This window comes from Paenibacillus macerans, assembly GCF_900454495.1.
GTDB classification, from domain to species: Bacteria; Bacillota; Bacilli; order Paenibacillales; family Paenibacillaceae; genus Fontibacillus; species Fontibacillus macerans.
Genome location: NZ_UGSI01000001.1, coordinates 4780761 through 4795265, shown reverse-complemented (window position 1 = coordinate 4795265; position 14505 = coordinate 4780761). Strand labels below are relative to the sequence as shown.

Annotated in this window: 18 protein-coding genes; 7 read left to right on the top strand and 11 right to left on the bottom strand. The window is 45.9% G+C overall.

Going from position 1 to position 14505, the window contains the following annotated elements; translation table 11 throughout:
* Positions 1-3: 3 nt before the first annotated feature.
* The 4 genes from DYE26_RS21300 to DYE26_RS21285 form a co-directional block, all read right to left on the bottom strand.
* The gene (locus DYE26_RS21300) at positions 4-783 is read right to left on the bottom strand and encodes an ABC transporter permease (protein ID WP_036626923.1); all 780 of its coding nucleotides are present in this window, start codon (positions 781-783) and stop codon (positions 4-6) included.
* Positions 776-1699, bottom strand: a complete 924-nt coding sequence (locus DYE26_RS21295) for an ABC transporter ATP-binding protein (RefSeq protein WP_036626919.1) — start codon at positions 1697-1699, stop codon at positions 776-778. Before DYE26_RS21295 ends, DYE26_RS21300 begins: the two co-directional genes overlap by 8 nt.
* A 117-nt stretch (positions 1700-1816) precedes the next feature.
* Positions 1817-2770, bottom strand: a complete 954-nt coding sequence (locus DYE26_RS21290; protein ID WP_240534198.1) for a sensor histidine kinase — start codon at positions 2768-2770, stop codon at positions 1817-1819.
* Between the two features lie 2 nt (positions 2771-2772).
* A complete protein-coding gene (locus DYE26_RS21285; RefSeq protein WP_036626918.1) occupies positions 2773-3465 on the bottom strand; it encodes a response regulator transcription factor in 693 nt (230 codons plus the stop codon).
* Positions 3466-3774: 309 nt separating this feature from the next.
* Here DYE26_RS21285 and DYE26_RS21280 point away from each other — a divergent pair, with 309 nt between their 5' ends.
* Positions 3775-4032 (top strand): hypothetical protein, encoded by a 258-nt coding sequence (locus DYE26_RS21280; protein ID WP_036626917.1) that lies wholly within the window; start codon positions 3775-3777, stop codon positions 4030-4032.
* A 273-nt stretch (positions 4033-4305) separates the two neighbouring features.
* Here DYE26_RS21280 and DYE26_RS21275 read toward each other — a convergent pair whose 3' ends face one another.
* Together DYE26_RS21275 and DYE26_RS21270 are read right to left on the bottom strand one after the other, a co-directional pair.
* Entirely contained in the window at positions 4306-4620 is a 315-nt protein-coding gene (locus DYE26_RS21275; RefSeq protein ID WP_051985780.1) for an ABC transporter permease, read from the bottom strand.
* Positions 4617-4928, bottom strand: a complete 312-nt coding sequence (locus DYE26_RS21270; protein WP_051985779.1) for an ABC transporter permease — start codon at positions 4926-4928, stop codon at positions 4617-4619. The genes DYE26_RS21275 and DYE26_RS21270 overlap by 4 nt, the downstream gene beginning before the upstream one ends.
* Before the next feature lie 110 nt (positions 4929-5038).
* Here DYE26_RS21270 and DYE26_RS21265 point away from each other — a divergent pair, with 110 nt between their 5' ends.
* Positions 5039-5356 (top strand): ArsR/SmtB family transcription factor, encoded by a 318-nt coding sequence (locus DYE26_RS21265; protein ID WP_082207974.1) that lies wholly within the window; start codon positions 5039-5041, stop codon positions 5354-5356.
* Between the two features lie 97 nt (positions 5357-5453).
* On the opposite strand, the gene DYE26_RS34305 is transcribed toward DYE26_RS21265, so the two are convergent.
* Both DYE26_RS34305 and DYE26_RS33600 read right to left on the bottom strand, forming a co-directional pair.
* A complete protein-coding gene (locus tag DYE26_RS34305; protein ID WP_240534250.1) occupies positions 5454-5861 on the bottom strand; it encodes a tyrosine-type recombinase/integrase in 408 nt (135 codons plus the stop codon).
* Between the two features lie 554 nt (positions 5862-6415).
* A complete protein-coding gene (locus DYE26_RS33600; RefSeq protein ID WP_172531707.1) occupies positions 6416-6583 on the bottom strand; it encodes a hypothetical protein in 168 nt (55 codons plus the stop codon).
* Positions 6584-6844: 261 nt separating this feature from the next.
* On the opposite strand from DYE26_RS33600, the gene DYE26_RS21255 reads away from it, so the two are divergent.
* Positions 6845-7528 (top strand): hypothetical protein, encoded by a 684-nt coding sequence (locus tag DYE26_RS21255; RefSeq protein ID WP_036626915.1) that lies wholly within the window; start codon positions 6845-6847, stop codon positions 7526-7528.
* A gap of 154 nt (positions 7529-7682) precedes the next feature.
* On the opposite strand, the gene DYE26_RS21250 is transcribed toward DYE26_RS21255, so the two are convergent.
* A complete protein-coding gene (locus tag DYE26_RS21250) occupies positions 7683-7994 on the bottom strand; it encodes a transposase (protein WP_051985778.1) in 312 nt (103 codons plus the stop codon).
* A 31-nt stretch (positions 7995-8025) separates the two neighbouring features.
* On the opposite strand from DYE26_RS21250, the gene DYE26_RS33595 reads away from it, so the two are divergent.
* Complete coding sequence (locus tag DYE26_RS33595; protein WP_155619731.1) at positions 8026-8175, top strand: hypothetical protein; 150 nt, start codon at positions 8026-8028, stop codon at positions 8173-8175.
* Positions 8176-8448: 273 nt separating this feature from the next.
* Positions 8449-10437 carry a flavocytochrome c gene (locus tag DYE26_RS21245; protein ID WP_051985777.1) on the top strand — a complete coding sequence of 663 codons (1989 nt, stop codon included), beginning with the start codon at positions 8449-8451 and terminating at the stop codon, positions 10435-10437.
* A gap of 185 nt (positions 10438-10622) precedes the next feature.
* Here the strand turns inward: DYE26_RS21245 and DYE26_RS21240 are convergent, their stop codons facing one another.
* Both DYE26_RS21240 and DYE26_RS21235 read right to left on the bottom strand, forming a co-directional pair.
* Positions 10623-10913: a hypothetical protein gene (locus tag DYE26_RS21240; RefSeq protein ID WP_036626914.1), complete on the bottom strand. Its 291-nt coding sequence runs from the start codon at positions 10911-10913 to the stop codon at positions 10623-10625.
* A gap of 129 nt (positions 10914-11042) precedes the next feature.
* Complete coding sequence (locus DYE26_RS21235) at positions 11043-11921, bottom strand: amidase domain-containing protein (RefSeq protein WP_036626911.1); 879 nt, start codon at positions 11919-11921, stop codon at positions 11043-11045.
* 687 nt (positions 11922-12608) lie between these two features.
* On the opposite strand from DYE26_RS21235, the gene DYE26_RS21225 reads away from it, so the two are divergent.
* Both DYE26_RS21225 and DYE26_RS21220 read left to right on the top strand, forming a co-directional pair.
* Entirely contained in the window at positions 12609-13433 is an 825-nt protein-coding gene (locus DYE26_RS21225; protein WP_036626908.1) for a MerR family transcriptional regulator, read from the top strand.
* Positions 13434-13451: 18 nt separating this feature from the next.
* Positions 13452-14474 carry a serine hydrolase domain-containing protein gene (locus tag DYE26_RS21220; protein WP_036626905.1) on the top strand — a complete coding sequence of 341 codons (1023 nt, stop codon included), beginning with the start codon at positions 13452-13454 and terminating at the stop codon, positions 14472-14474.
* Positions 14475-14505: the final 31 nt, after the last annotated feature.

Below are 14505 nucleotides of genomic sequence, written 5' to 3'. Positions count from 1 at the left end.
ACCTTAATCCTCCCGCTTATTGTAGATTCGCACAATGGCCATATAAGAAATCAAAGCGATGATCGCAATAATGATAATGACCTGCGGCAACGGCAAAATTTTCGGTTCAATAATCGCGTAGAACGAATTGGCCGGCGATGTAAAAAGGCCCAATAACCAGCGGTATATGATCGGCGTCGGCAAAATACTCGTCAGCAATTTCATCATCGGCGTATCATATTGCAGGCCTACAAAGGCCATGGAAAAGTTAAGAATGGTGTAGAAAAAGGCCAGGATAATCGAAAAAATATAGCTGCGGTTAAAATAGACAATCACGATGACCACCGGCAGGGTTCCGGCCGTGAGCAGCATGCCGTCGGCCGCGCTAATGTTGAGCTTCGCAAACACACCCTGGATATTTCCGACAAAGGCTCCGCCAAGCATGGAAGCGGCCACCGAGGCTAGCGAGAAAATCAGCCCAAGGATAAACAACACAATGATCTTCGCCGTAACCATCCGTGTGGCCGAAACCGGAATCGTCCGCAGATTTTTCAGCGTATCATTGTCCCGCTCCATAAAAAACAGCATGGAAGCCACGATCCCTAAAATGCTGGGCAGCAGCAGCGCCTGTCCATAACTCACGATCATCCCAAACAGTTTATCGTAGACATTAAGGCCTCCGAAACCTCCATTCATCGCCAGCATCGTAAAGGGTATGGGAAAAAGAAACGCGGCAACAATCACCAATAGAATGAATTTTTTACGCTTCAGCTTGGTGAATTCGCATCTAACGAGTTTAAGCAATCCCCACGCCTCCTGTGATCTTTTTGAAATAATCCTCGAGCGTATCTTCACAGGTGTGCGCTTCCGAGACGTCGATTCCGTTTTCGATAAACAGGCGGGTAATCGCCGAAACGGGCAATTCCATGTCATGCAAGCGCAGGCTTTGCTGGTCTTCAACATAGAAGTTGAACATGTTCAAGTGCTTCTCCAACAGACGCGCCGCCCTGGCCGTATCCGAAACGATAAAGTGAACATACTTGCTGTTTTTCTTTTCCAGTTCCTTGAGGCTTAGCTCCTCCAAAAGAACGCCGTGATCAATAATGCCGATGTCATCGGCCAGCAGAGCGATTTCGGATAAAATATGGCTGGAAATCAAAATGGTTTTCCCTCTTTCCGTGCAAAGCGCGCGAATAAAGCTTCTGACCTCGGCAATACCGATCGGATCCAGCCCGTTAATCGGTTCGTCGAGAATCAGCAGTTCAGGATCATGCATGACCGCCAAGGCAATGGCCAGGCGCTGCTTCATCCCAAGCGAATATTGCGCGAACAGCTTTTTGTCCTTATACGGAAGGCTGACTAGCTCCAAGGTGTTTTTGACGGCATTTCGCTGCGGGACGCCGCGCAGATCGGCAAAGAGCTTGAGGTTTTCCGTTCCGGTCAAATTCGGATAAAAACCCGGGGATTCAATCAAACTGCCGATGCGGGGCAGAATTTTTTTAGCCTCGGTCCGCATATCTTTGCCGAAAATTCGCACTTCGCCGGAAGTCGGCAACGTCAGGTTGAGCAGCATTTTCAAGGTGGTCGTTTTGCCCGCGCCGTTTCGCCCCAGCAGGCCGTAAATGCGTCCTTGGCGGACATGGATATTCAAATGGGCGACGCTTTTCTGCTCCCCGTATTGTTTCGTAAGATTGTTGGTTTCAATGATATAATCGCTCATCCCCTGAATCCTCCTTTGTTTGACAAGGCCATGTTAGCACGCCAACCTTGCATCAACCTTGCGCGAACCTTGCATCAACCTTGAAAAGACCCCCATGAAAGCAAAAAATCCCGCCTGTTAGCCGGGATTCTCACTGACGAGTGGAAACTGAACTTGAAACACGGTTCGCTTAAGCGGCGAGCTTTCCACGTTAATGGTACCGCGCATCTTTTCGGTAAGCTGCTGCACGATCGATAACCCTAAGCCGCTGTCTTTTTTCGATCGGCCTTTATCGCATTTATACAATCGTTGAAAAATATGCGGCAAATCCTCGTTAGAAATCCCGATGCCATTATCCATAACCGAGATAACGATCCGGTGATCCTCCATTGAAACGCCGACTGCAATCGCCGTCGCCTGGCTATGCGCAAGGACGTTCTGAATCAGATTGTTCAGGATCCGCGAATAGGCGTTGGTATCGAGGTGTGCTGCGAGCTTTTTTTCAGGGATGTCAATGTCAAAGGAAAGGGACCGCGTCTCAAAGACAGGTATCCAGTCCTTCAAAATCATTCTGGTTAATTCGCAGATGTCGACGGTCCGGATGGCGAAGGTTTCCTCGTCGGAGTTTAATTTGGACCATTCGAACAGTTTATCTACATAGTCCTTCAAGTCATGGGCTTTTCGGCGGGCGGTTTCCATATATTCCTCCCGTTCGCGGCCGGTAACGATGTGCTTATGCACGGCATCCAGATACCCGATCAAGGTGGTCAGCGGGGTGCGGACATCATGCGAGAAACTCGTCATCAACTGCTTATTGGTTTCCGCTGTCTTGTTTAAGGCGATGATCTGCTCTTGAAAATGCAGGACGATATCGTTCATTTTGTAGCTGATCGCAGCGGTCATATCATGGGGATCGGCAAGAATCCGGTGGTTTGCATTGCCTTGTACTATATCGTCCAGTATTTCGGATATCTCACGAAGCCTTCTGCGGACATGCAATAGCCTTCTGAACAGTGCAAAAGCCAGTACGGCAGCCCCTAGAGCAATCAATAACAGTATGATCCATGCGGGCTCTATATCCATCCGCTCCATGTTCACACCTCCCGGTTGAAACGATAGCCGACTCCTTTTACCGTTTGCAGGTAAGTTGGATGGCTTGAATCCTGTTCTATTTTTTTGCGAAGCCGGCTGATGATCGCCATAATGTTGCTGTCGTCGTAAGCATAAGGTTCCTTCCAAACTTCCTCATAAATTTGCTGTTTGGTTAAAATCTTCCCCTGATTCCTGGCGCAATAATAGAGAATGTCAAACTCTTTGCCGACCAATTCAACCGGTTCTCCGTTAACGGATACCGATCTGGTTTCATAATCCATGCTTAAGCCTTTAAAAGATAATACCTGATGGTCGGCGGTGTGGTTCAACATCGTATATCGGCGAATTAAAGAAACCACGCGAGCGGTGAATTCTTCGATATCAAACGGTTTGGTCAGATAGTCATCCGCTCCAGAACGCAGTCCGCGGACTTTATCGCCGCTTTCCGTCCGGGAGGTCAGCATTAAAACAGGCACGCGGCTGATTTCCCGAATGGCTTCCAAAGTGGCAAAACCATCCATCCCCGGCATCATGACATCCAGCACGATTAATTGAAATTCGTCTTGGGAAAGGGCGGCTAACCCACTTGGGCCGGATGAACAAAGCACCGCGTCGATCTTTTCCTTGCTTACGCATTTTTTAAGCAGTTGGCCTAATTCCAGATCATCATCGATGATCAAGATCTTATGATTCATGCGTTTCTCCCTCCAATTGATTAAAAAAGAGCGCCTCGGCACGATGGGGTTACGCACGAGGTCATCGCCTCAAAAAGCCCATCCGGGAGGTCGCTCTACAGTTTAAAGCTCAGAACGAGCAAAATCAACTCATTCGATATTTCCAATAAAGCAATTTTTCGTCTTTGTGATCGATTTCGAATCCTAACTACAATAATAAATTTTTTGAGCCGGTATTGTATTGTCATGCCCCGAAAATTACCCAATCTACACTCGTTTGTATTGTATACTATTCATAGAATAACAGTAATTTGTCGGGGGTGAACGAAGTTGCGTTGGAAAGAGGTTCGTGAACAATTTCCTGATGAGTGGGTGGTCTGTGAGGCGTTGAAGTCATTTTCAAAGGAAGGTTACTGGTACATTGAAGAAGTGGTTGTCATTGATCGCTTTGATGATTCTACGGTGGCCATGAAGCGCTATTATGAGTTGCACCGGGAACAGCCGCATCGGGAGTATGGCTTTTTTCATACCTCCCGGGATCAGCTGAAGCTTCGTGAAAAGTGGGCGGGAATACGAGGTCCCAGATGAAGATCAATGTGTACTATGGATTGCCTTTCGTGGAAGTTGAACTGCAAATACGGGATTCAACGGTCGCCCATTCCCCGACCGGGAAGCGGGGGACCGAAATTTTTCCATAAATCCGGGTAAAGTACTGCTCCTGCCAACGCCGTTCCCACCATAAGGCTCAGGCGTTTTTTGTTTCACCCGAAGCGTCATAACAAATAAATCATGCATGGATTTCTTTCAGATTGCTCTTTAGTTGCTTAACCCCCTTGTGTGAGAAATACCGGGCGACGGTTATCAATCTGATAAACGAAGATCAATATACCGGGTCAAGCCATTAGCGCGCCTTTTCACGATGATGGGCAGGACGGCCAGATAAATACATGATTTCATCACCATCATTTGGATCAAGGATTTGACCATTACTGCCGCGCTGCCTGCTTGGAAGCCGCTGATCAGCACGATGATGAGCGAAAGTACAAAGGTAACCACAGCCAAAAATAGGGCGAGCAGTCCGGCGGTGATGAGTTTTCCGACCAACAGCTCCCGGAAGGATAGCGGAATGGTGAGGATATTTTTGAGCGTGTCTTCCGTGTATTCACGACTGATCATATATCCGGGATTAAGGTGATTGAAGCGGGGAACAGCAGGCTGAAATTGTTCCAGAGTTTCGCAAACACGCCATGAATATTTCCGGCAAGAGCTCCGCCAAGCATGGAAGCGGCCACGGAGGCCAGCGAGAAAATCAGCCCAAGCATAAACAACACAAGGATCTTCGCCGTAACCATCCGTGTGGCCGAAACCGGAATCGTCCGCAGATTTTTAAGTGTATCGTTATCGCGCTCCATAAAAAACAGCATGGAAGCCACGATCCCTAAAATGCTGGGCAATAGCAGCGCCTGTCCATAACTCACGATCATTCCGAATCTTTTTGAAATAATCCTCGAGTGTATCTTCACAGGTGTGCGCTTCCGAGACGTCAATTCCGTTTTCGATAAACAGGCGGGTAATCGCCGAAACAGGCAATTCCATGTCATGCAAGTGCGCTTTGGCCGAACCGAATCGTTTAGACATCGTCGAGCTCCTGCGCGATGGTCCTCTCACCGTGGGTGAAATCGCTAACCGGCTGGGGCTGCGTCAGCCCCAGGCCTCGAAGCATTTGAAGATACTTAGCGATAGCGGAATTTTGGAGACGAAGGCCGATGGGAACCGCCGGATCTACAGGCTTCGGCCCGAACCTTTTCAAGCGATGGATGCCTGGGTGAAGTCTTTTCGGCAGGTCATGGAGGACCGATTCGATCGACTGGAAGACTACTTGCGGGAATTGCAAAACGAAGAACAATCCTAAAATTCGTTCAATGATAAAGGAATTTATTTTTTACGCGAGGCATGAGAAGGAAGCCGATCAAACAATTAAAAAAATCAGTAAGAACCTGCGCAAAGCTTTAAGAGAGGAGTATAAGGCGTTTACTGAACGGAAGGCAAAAATTGAAGGATATCTGAAGGGAGTAAAAGATCATGGGAACGAATAAATTCGTTTTGTGCTTCGATGATTGCGAGCTTTGAATATACCTCCAAAGACTTGCGGCTTTCGTGGCCGGAGTACGTTGTATGAGAGCGTCGTCGATGCCCTGCTTTTTCAGCCAGGTCAGCAGGAAGTGGCGTAGCTTGTGTGGCGAAAGGTCTTGTGCAAGGCCGGCTTCTTCCGAATATTTGGACAAGATTTTTCGCATTCCCCGATCCGTATATTTTTTCTTCCATGACGATTCAAACAAATAAACCGCATGTTTTTTCTTCATCGCATCAGCATGCATGGCCAATAGCTCTTTGAATGATTGCGGGAACGGAACAATTCGTTCTTTTTTGCCCTTTCCATTATTGATGCGTATTTTTGGCAGTAGTGAAAATCAATTTCCGAAAGTCGTACATTGGCCAGTTCGCTTACCCGGATACCGGTATACATGAGCGTCTTGACGATCATCATTTCCTGAAAATTTTTCGACCTCCAGACCACCTCGTAATACCGCTTGAGTTCTTCCTCAGTCGGCACGTAGGTCAGCTTTTTGGATGCCTTTGGAACCTCGATTTCAAGCTCCGTTCGCAAGTGCTGGAACAAACTTTTGCCAGCAGGGTGTTGAAAAAAACTTGATATCATTCCCTCTATCTTCGAACTTTTTTACCTTCTCTAACCTTAATGAAAAATATGCTGTTTTATTATCTAAGCTTTTAAAGCGTCAATGACAATACTTACTTGCTGCATTTTCAGAAGACGAACGGGAAAGGGAATCGTAATCTTTAAGTCCCTTTAATACTATCTTCAGATGGATAACATTCGTTTCCATCTTTTCTGTAGTAGCGCGTGGTTATGTTACCGAAACGAATACCGTCGGAAACTCCTACAATAAGGTCAGTCCGTTTTTCTGAAAATTTTTTTAATTGAAGAAAATATTTTTACTATTATTTTATCAAAGAAGTCACTTAGATATTTTTTGACTAGAAAACCTACCAAAGCAAAGAGTAGTGAAATAACTATTATCAACACAAATAGTTTTAGTCCTGTTTCTATAGATTCCATTTAGATACAGCGCCTCCTTTTTATTTATAATTATATACATAACATCCACTTTTAAGCCAGTACCAGGCTGTCGTGTTGGAGGCGACGGAGTATTATCATCGTGGCTTGGTGACGTATTTGAAGCGAGAGGAGTATAGTCATTACATTGTTAATCCGCTGCAATCCAAACGTCTATCACAATTTTTTCACAATAAAAGACTAAAAATATACTGGAAAATATGTATATAGTGTGGTAATGTGGTAAAAAAAGGAGGTAATAGAATGGTAAGAAAAAAAGTTACTAGTTTATGTGCCGCTCTATGTCTATCTATCGCTCTAATTTTACCGGTTGGTGCACCGGCGAGCGCAAGCGGAGCACTATCACCGGACACAATTGTAACTGAAGAGAATGTAAACCAAGTTATTGAATATCTAGGATTAGATCCTAGAAATCTAGAAAAAGCTGATGCTTTTTCAGATGATTCCGTTACTGTTACTGTCGGGGAATTGCAACAAGCCCTTAATCAATTAAAACAAGCTCCCAAAGAAGTTACATCAACAGAAAACCTTGAAGTTACACCAACAGAAAACCTTAATGAAATAGCTCCGTCTGATTTTTGTTCTGGATTAAAAATGTTATATTATACAACTAATCTTGGTGGATCGTTTGAATTATCTTATGAAGTAGCTGCAAATTACTCATGGAATAAATTTACTTCTGTAAATAATGCGACCGTTGAAGTAATAGATAACGATCAAAATCCATTAACAACTTTCACAATAGCTAGTAAAGATGTTGGAGCTAAAGTTACTAGTGACGGCGAAAAAGTTGAATTGAAAGCTAAGGTTGAAGTAGATTCGTGGATATCAATTGGAAACATGGGACTTATTAAGGTAACGACAACAACAGTTAGAACAACAAAGGAATGGAATACTATACAAGCAGGAATTCCAGGTTGCATTTAGTAGAATATCTAGCCTTTCTTTGAATCATGTCTTCATCTTAGATCTCATATTTTTTTGTAACCCTCAGCGAGCAGCGCTAATACCGTTGCTCGACTTTTATTTTTGGAGACAGAGGTAAAATGGTTGTTTTGTTGTATGGGACACTTAGATATTTTTAGACTATATAAACCGCAACTAAGATCAAAAACCTGACAAGTAGACGATCGATCGTTTCCATTGGATTCTTATTGATTCGCTTCATAAATTGAGACACATGAAGTTTAATTTTATAGAACTTTTCAAAAAAGAAGTTGTTAACTACATCGGCTTTGAGACATAACCATAGCCCTTCGACCGGATCGAGGTTTGGGCTGTAAGGCGGTAAAAAGACCACCTGCAGACGAGCATGTTTACCGTACGTCGGCACTTTGCTTGTTTGCCACGCGGAAACCAGTTGTATTTGTAGTGCCTGATAGGAACGAATCATCTATTCATCTTCAAAAAGAAAGACCGAGCTTTTGATCGTTCTGCCAATAACCGCTGATGGTTTGACGAACACGACCGAGTGGATCGTCGATTTCAGTAAACGAGAGTCCTTCCTGGGGATGCTGCAGGGCATCACCGAAACGTGGGATCGTTTGGAAGAGCACTTGAGTGAAGTGAAATAAGAAGATACAAGAAACAGCCGCACGGACTGGAGAGCCGGCGGCTGTTTCGTTGGGGAGCTTTGGCTTTACCCGGTTTGCCCGTTAGCGGTGGAATGGGGGCAAGGGGCAATCGGGGCGGTCCCTTAACCCTCCCTATGTGAGAAATAACATGGAACTACATGGAAATGAAAGCGCATAATATTAAATGTAAGCGAATTTGTTTCGGCAATTTTCGCGAATTTTTTTCACTTATATTGTGAAAATTTGCACAAATGCAGAAGAGGAGCAGATAACATGAGACATCCAAGTTGCAGGTATGTAAGAACGGGATTTTTGGCGGCACTGGTATTTATTCTAATTATAGGTGTAATCGGATGCAGCGGCAGTAATAAGGAAGCAGCGCCTGATGCGGCGGAGCCCCAAGGGATTTACACGCCGGGGACCTATACGGGGGAAGCGCAAGGCCTACATAGCGTTATTAAAGTGGAGGTAACGGTGGATGCCAACACCATTCAAGCGGTGAAGGTGCTGGAGCAGAAGGACACGGAGGGAGTAAGCGATGCCGTATTTGAGACCATTCCCCAGAAGGTAGTGGAGGGGCAGAGTCTGAAGGTAGATATCGTATCGGGGGCATCCGTATCCAGCAACGGTCTGATTGACGCGATCGCGGCCGCTTTGGCCAAGGCCGGGGCCGACATCGACGCATTGAAGAGCAAAGAACCGCTGAAGGCGGCCGCCAAAGAAGCGATTACCAAGGAAACCGAAGTCGTGGTTGTCGGCGGGGGCGGAGCGGGTCTGGCCGCTGCGGTATCGGCCGCTGAGAACGGGGCAAAGGTGATTTTGATCGAAAAATCGCCTGCGCTTGGCGGGAACACGATTCGTTCGGGAGGCGAGTTCAATTCCTATGACCCGGCTAGACAGCCGAAAGTGGCCATGACGAAAGCGCTGAGCAATGAGTTGAAAGAGATTCTGACCTACGATGAAAAAGAATTCGGCGATTACGCCGATACACTCAAGACGCTCAAGGAACAGATCAAGGAATACTTCGCCAAAGGGGACACCACCAAGCTGTTTGATTCGCCTGAACTGCATATGATTCACACCTATATCGGCGGGAAGCGAACCGATCTTGACGGGAAAGAAATCTCCGGCAAGTTTGAACTGGTCAAGACGCTGGCGACCAACAGCTACGGCACGATCCAATGGCTGGAGAGCCACGGAGCTAAGTTCCAGGATGGGATCGGTACCGTTCTTGGCGCCTTGTGGCCCAGAACCCACCATAATACCGAACCGCTGGGAACCGGGTATATTAACGCGATGGAAAAAAGCGCAAAAGAGCTTGGCGCAGAAATTATGCTGAACACGAAAGCCACCAAGCTGATCGTTGAGAATGGCAGAATTGTGGGCGTGACCGCCGAGCAGTCTGACGGCACTCCGGTCACCTTGAAGGCTTCCAAGGGTGTGGTCATGGCCACCGGCGGTTTCGGAGCCAACCCTGAAATGGTCGTTGAATACAATAACTATTGGCCTGCTCTGGATGCAAACATCAAAACAACCAACACGACGAATGCTACCGGCGACGGGATTGTGATGGGTAAGGAAGTCGGGGCGAATCTGTGGGGCATGGGCTTTATCCAACTGATGCCGAGCGGTCAACCGGGAACGGGCGCTTTGTCCGGCGGCGTATGGGGCAGCGCGGAAACGCAAATTTTCGTCAACAAGGAAGGCAAGCGGTATGTGAACGAGTACGCCGAAAGAGACGTTTTGGCCGCCGCTGCCCTGGAGCAGACGGATCAGACCTTCTACATCATCAGCGATATGACCTCACTGGGCAATCCGGATCTGAACGGGAAAAATGTATGGGGCGACAATTATCAGGATCTGATTGCGAACAAAAATATATTCATGGCGGATACCCTGGAGGAACTGGCCGAGCAAATGGGCGTACCGGCCGATGTCTTTGTGGCGGAAATGAAGAAATACAACACTTACGTCGAAAATCAGCTTGATCCTGAGTTCGGCAAGAAAAATTTTGGCGCAAAACTCGAAACACCGCCTTTCTTTGCTGCGCCAAGAACCCCCTCCGTGCATCATACGATGGGCGGTCTGGAAATTAACGAAAAGGCCCAGGTATTGAATACGGAAGGCAAGCCTATTGACGGCTTATTCGCGGCCGGCGAGGTTGCCGGCGGAGTTCATGCGGGTAACCGGCTTGGCGGCAACGCCATCACGGACATTTTCACGTTTGGACGGATTGCCGGAGCCAGCGCGGCCGGTAAATAGCCGCCGATACTAAAAAGCAAAGGCTCCTGCTTCTCTCCGCCGTCAAGGCGGCAGGGACGCAGGGGTTTTTGCTTTTTCTTTGATTATTGCCGGAATGCTTCATGCTACCGACACTGACATGAAAAAAGCTGGGCAGATCAGGATTATCCTAAATCCACTCAGCTATAGTGTGTAAAGTAAGAGGGTTACATCGGTTGATCTAAAGGATCATGTAGTACATAGATTGGAAAATATCGAGGCGTCATGGTAAAACTAATTAATTGACCGTTTTTCTCTTTGTACGTAACAAAATACTCTCCAAAATGTGCATCATACTCTACTCTTTCGAATTTTAAATCTTGGTTGTGATATTTCACCTTAACATATACTGATGAAGAAGCTTTTGCGACACTTTCTTTGACAAAGTTAATTTGAGACAGTAGTAAAATCAAAATTATGATAAATAGCACTATAAGCCATACTTTTTTTATTTTCATTTTTCACCTCACGCAATTATATATCTCACCCCTTCAACTATTGTATATTTTACCCTTATAGTCCAAATTATTCAAATAAAATACTAACCACGAAACATTATGCTCGCGGTTAGTATTTTTCAAACAATATTAGTCAATGCAGAAAAACTCTACTTGTGCATATGCTTCTATTGCATCAAGGAGGGGATATGCCTGTCTTTCATTAGAATGGCCTGCGAGTTTAAAATCTTCATTGTTCGTATCATACGCAGAAACTATCATAATATGCGTAGGCATTGTTAACACGCCAGAAACACCTTTCGAGAAGACTACTACATCACCTTTGTAAATATGTTTATAATAAATAGTTTCATGATTCGATACATAGTAATCATGGGAGAAGGCATAGACTGTTGATCTAGATCTCCAATAGTCATAGAATGCTTGTACGCTAATAAATGGGCTTGGATCTGCTAAATCCCAGCTGTAATCCAACTCTTCAGCACTCGTTGGAACCAAATATTTTGAATTTTTTTTGTATACATACCAGTCACCTTTAAAGGGTAAGCCTCCACCAACATGCATTGCTTGAGATACAAAGTTGGTACAATCACTTCCCCATCCACCAGTAAAAGCGGGGTAATCTGTACTGTATTTATTGTAATTTTTATAGGCCCATTCTCCGGCGGCAGCTCTGTCATAGCTCGCAAAAGGAGATATTTTAGCAGAATCGTAATTTTTCTTGTTTTCATGATATAGTTCTATTGATGCTTTATCTCCAACATTTACAGCATATCTTTCCATGTATCCTAAGAGAAGATCTTTTTCACTTTCATCCACTTTGAAAAAGTTATCAACGATGATATACAAAACTTCAATTATTCGGTCCCTGTTTAATGAAGTTGCCTTCTTTATCATTTCATCATTTTCTGTCAATTTAGCAAGCAATTCCCCAACTTTGATATCCTCTTTGTAAATTATGTTTAGAGCCTCTAATGCAATTTTCTCTTCTTCTTCCGGATTTCCCAAATAATTCTCATTTGGGTCTGCTTCTTGTTCAATTAGATACTGCTCAATGTATGGATTATTTTCAGCGGCATAAACTGCCTGTGTTACACTAGTTTCTAAAATAGAATCTAGTTTTTCCTTAGTACTAGCTGAATCCTGCTGTAAAACCTGTTCATCTAGAGGGATACTTATACTCTCGGCAGCATTGACAGGGGTGATAGATAGAACGACTACTGAACAAAGCAGTGTTACAATACTTTTTTTTCACCTTGCCATTTTAATCCTCTCCTTCTAAAAAAATGATTTTACACTATAATTCTACGCTTATTGGAATTTAATATCAATATTTCCCAGTATATTAGTATGGACTTTTTGTGAAAACTATAACAATGTATTGTTTGTATTTTCCGATTGTACCGTTAATACACCAACCACAGCCTAAGTACTAGACAGAAAAAGTTTTAGCCTAAAAATGGAGACTCTTGCTTAAAGAAGATCATAAAGTGTTTGAGTAAACGTTTCGTTATACTTGTCATCACCATTTTGGACGGACTCCCTATATCAATCTTTGCGTTTGATATCTTACGTTTCTTAAACGTCCAATCATAGCAAATAAATAATACATGGATTGCTCTCTTGAATAACCCGATCATTATTGACTTTCCCCTTAGGGGAAGGTGCATAGTTGAATAGGAAGGAGGTGCCCCCTTGCTATCCATCGGCGAATTCTCAAAAATCTGCGAAGTGTCCACCAAAACGCTGCGCTATTATGCGGAAATTGGATTGCTTACACCGGAGGAGATTAATCCCGAAAACGGGTACAGGTATTATTCCATCGGGCAGCTCACAACCATGCTGTTGATCAACCGGTTGAAGTCGTATCATTTTTCGCTGGAAGAAATTAAAGCGCTTCTGGAATCGGACGCGGATCAATCCGAAGAGGTGCTTCGTTCGGCGCTTCACCGCAAACGAAGGGAGGTCCAGGAGAAGCTGAAAGCATTGGAGTATACGATGGGCCAAATGAGCCGGGATATTTCGAATTTGGAGCAGGGTGTGCCGATCATGTCGTACCTGGATCAGATCGAGGTGCAGCTTGTGGAAACCCGGCCGCTGAATATCCTTTCGCTGCGCCGGATGTTGAGCCGTGACGACTATGCTCTGGGATATGGGGCGTATTTTGGCCGGTTATATGAAAAAATTGCCACGGAAAAACTCACCATGCTGGGCACGCCGCTGACGATTTATCACAGTCCGGAATACGATCCGGCGGGCAATGATACGGAGTTTGCCATTCCGATTGCGGAGGCGGTAAAAGGAACGCGGGATTTGCCCGGAGGCCTTTGCGCGAAGTCTGTGTTGAAGGGTTCATATTCGGAATTGACCTCGGTTTATGCCAAGCTGCGGGAATGGATCGAACATGAAGGTTATGCCTTGGTGAACTCGCCTTATGAAATCTATGTAACCGACCCCAATCAAATCAGTGCTGACGAGGAACTGGTTACCGAGGTGTATTTTCCTGTTAAGAAAAAATAGCGGCAGGAGGAATCGATCATGCCAAGAAACTACTGGCCAACCACGCAGTGGCAAGCCGCAGACCCGGCCACCATGGGAATGGACGCGGCCAAGCTTGCGGAGCTTGAACCTGCAATAAAATCCGAATACAGCAATATCAACGGCGTCGTGGTTGTGAGAAACGGGTATATCGCTTATGAAAAATACTTTAACGGCTATGGCCCGGAGGATGCCCACCATGTGGCTTCGGTAACGAAAAGCATCCTATCTGCCCTCATCGGGATTACCATTGATGCGGGTTATATTCGGAGTGTGGATCAGAAGGTGCTGGGCTTTTTCCCTGAATATGCTCCGGGTGCGGCGGATGGACAGAAACGGGAAATCACGCTGCGGCATTTGCTCACGATGACGGCTCCTTATCCGTTTGCGGACTGGCAAGAACCGCTGGACCAGCTGTGTATGCAGCCCGATTGGGTGAAATATACGCTGGATATGCTCGGCCAGGGAGGAAGTATCGGAGCCTTCAAATATTCCACGGCAGGGGCGCACCTGCTTTCGGCTATCCTTACCCGCAGCACGGGCCAAAGCGCCCGTGAGTTTGCGAACGAACGCTTGTTTAAACCGCTCGGCATGCAGGAAATCCCGGACTATAAAATGAAGGCATTTGGGTTTGACGACTTGTTCGGGAAAAATGTGAAAGGCTGGGTTCATGATCCCCACGGGAACTCCACCGGAGGATGGGGGCTTACCTTGACTCCCCGGGATATGGCGCGTTTTGGCCTCCTATATTTGAACCGGGGCATGTGGGACCATCGTCAGGTCGTTCCGGCGGCGTGGGTTGCCGCATCCACAGCGACGAACCCCAACCATTACGGTTATCTTTGGTGGTTGCGCGAAGAAGATGGGGTTTCCGCCTACATGGCGCTGGGGGATGGCGGCCATGTCATTTGCTGTATTCCGGAAAAAGATCTGGTCGTCGCCATAGCCTCGGAATTCGTCATGAACCCTCGCGATCGGTGGGAGCTGATTAAGGAGCATATTATCCCGGCTATAGTAGACTAAACTTATTAACACCATGACTGCGGCACAGTTG

Excerpts from the sequence above, each read along its gene's own strand:
- DYE26_RS21295 (WP_036626919.1), bottom strand. The coding sequence starts at position 1,699 with ATGAGCGATTATATCATTGAAACCAACAATCTTACGAAACAATACGGG.
- DYE26_RS21290 (WP_240534198.1), bottom strand. The coding sequence starts at position 2,770 with ATGGAGCGGATGGATATAGAGCCCGCATGGATCATACTGTTATTGATT.
- DYE26_RS21285 (WP_036626918.1), bottom strand. The coding sequence starts at position 3,465 with ATGAATCATAAGATCTTGATCATCGATGATGATCTGGAATTAGGCCAA.
- DYE26_RS21275 (WP_051985780.1), bottom strand. The coding sequence starts at position 4,620 with ATGATCAGTCGTGAATACACGGAAGACACGCTCAAAAATATCCTCACC.
- DYE26_RS21270 (WP_051985779.1), bottom strand. The coding sequence starts at position 4,928 with ATGATCGTGAGTTATGGACAGGCGCTGCTATTGCCCAGCATTTTAGGG.
- DYE26_RS21265 (WP_082207974.1), top strand. The coding sequence starts at position 5,039 with ATGTCATGCAAGTGCGCTTTGGCCGAACCGAATCGTTTAGACATCGTC.
- DYE26_RS33600 (WP_172531707.1), bottom strand. The coding sequence starts at position 6,583 with ATGGAATCTATAGAAACAGGACTAAAACTATTTGTGTTGATAATAGTT.
- DYE26_RS21255 (WP_036626915.1), top strand. The coding sequence starts at position 6,845 with ATGGTAAGAAAAAAAGTTACTAGTTTATGTGCCGCTCTATGTCTATCT.
- DYE26_RS21250 (WP_051985778.1), bottom strand. The coding sequence starts at position 7,994 with ATGATTCGTTCCTATCAGGCACTACAAATACAACTGGTTTCCGCGTGG.
- DYE26_RS21245 (WP_051985777.1), top strand. The coding sequence starts at position 8,449 with ATGAGACATCCAAGTTGCAGGTATGTAAGAACGGGATTTTTGGCGGCA.
- DYE26_RS21240 (WP_036626914.1), bottom strand. The coding sequence starts at position 10,913 with ATGAAAATAAAAAAAGTATGGCTTATAGTGCTATTTATCATAATTTTG.
- DYE26_RS21220 (WP_036626905.1), top strand. The coding sequence starts at position 13,452 with ATGCCAAGAAACTACTGGCCAACCACGCAGTGGCAAGCCGCAGACCCG.